Source organism: Rhodococcus sp. CX, assembly GCF_015865005.1.
Lineage (GTDB): Bacteria > Actinomycetota > Actinomycetes > Mycobacteriales > Mycobacteriaceae > Rhodococcus.
Genome location: NZ_JADZGH010000262.1, coordinates 1 through 1,116, shown reverse-complemented (window position 1 = coordinate 1,116; position 1,116 = coordinate 1). Strand labels below are relative to the sequence as shown.

Below are 1,116 nucleotides of genomic sequence, written 5' to 3'. Positions count from 1 at the left end.
CCGCAGACTCTCTGCCGAAGCCGACCGAACGACGGATCTTCACCGTCGCGAATCAGAAGGGCGGCGTCGGCAAGACCACGTCGACCGTGAACCTTGCCGCCGCGCTCGCGGTCCAGGGGCTGACGGTGCTCGTCGTCGATCTCGATCCGCAGGGCAACGCCAGCACCGCGCTCGGTGTCCCCCACTACTCGGGGGTCGCGTCGAGCTACGAGGTGCTGCTCGGTGAGGTGAAGGCGTCCGAGGCGGTCCAGCAGAGCCCGCACAGCGAGAGGCTGTTCTGCATTCCCGCGACCATCGATCTGGCCGGCGCGGAGATCGAACTGGTGTCGATGGTCGCCCGCGAGAACCGGCTGAAGAACGCGCTGACCGCCGCTGCTCTCGGCGATCGCGACTACGACTACATCATCATCGACTGCCCGCCGTCGCTGGGTCTGCTGACCGTCAACGCGCTCGTCGCGGCGAAGGAAGTGCTCATCCCCATCCAGTGCGAGTACTACGCCCTCGAGGGCGTCGGTCAGTTGCTGCGCAACATCGAACTCGTCCAGTCGCATCTCAACCCGGAACTGCACGTCTCGACCGTGCTGCTGACCATGTACGACGGTCGCACCAAGCTCGCGGATCAGGTCGCGGCCGAAGTGCGAGCCCACTTCGGGGACGCGGTCCTGCGGTCCGTCATTCCCCGCAGCGTGAAGGTTTCCGAAGCTCCCGGGTACGGAATGACCGTGCTCGACTACGATCCAGGTTCGCGCGGTGCGATGAGCTATCTCGACGCCGGGCGCGAACTGGCGGCGCGAGGTCACGACAAGAATCAGGGGAACGAATGAGCGCGACACGCAAGGGAGGTCTCGGACGGGGTCTGGCGGCGCTCATCCCGACCGGGCCGGTCGAAGCACCTCCGGTACCCGCGACGGCTCCTGCCGGAACCGGGACCGCGACGGCACCGACGGTACCCGCTCCCTCTGCGCCGGCTCCCGCCGGGAACGCGCCGAGCAAGAACAACACCACCGGCAAGACCGCTGCGGCGCGTAAGGCGAGCGGTGTGTCCGGCATGACGATCCCGTCGAGCGGCCTCGGATCCGCCGCCGCCGACGTGATCATCGGCGACGGAACCACCCC

Annotated in this window: 1 protein-coding gene and 1 pseudogene; both read left to right on the top strand. The window is 67.7% G+C overall.

All coding sequences use genetic code 11. The features are described from left to right. The coding region (locus tag I0Q12_RS28895) for a ParA family protein (protein WP_269437713.1) at positions 1–824 on the top strand (824 nt) is incomplete at its 5' end. Beyond that, a pseudogene (locus I0Q12_RS28890) lies at positions 821–1,116 on the top strand (hypothetical protein); the annotation flags it as partial. The gene I0Q12_RS28895 and the pseudogene I0Q12_RS28890, both read left to right, overlap by 4 nt.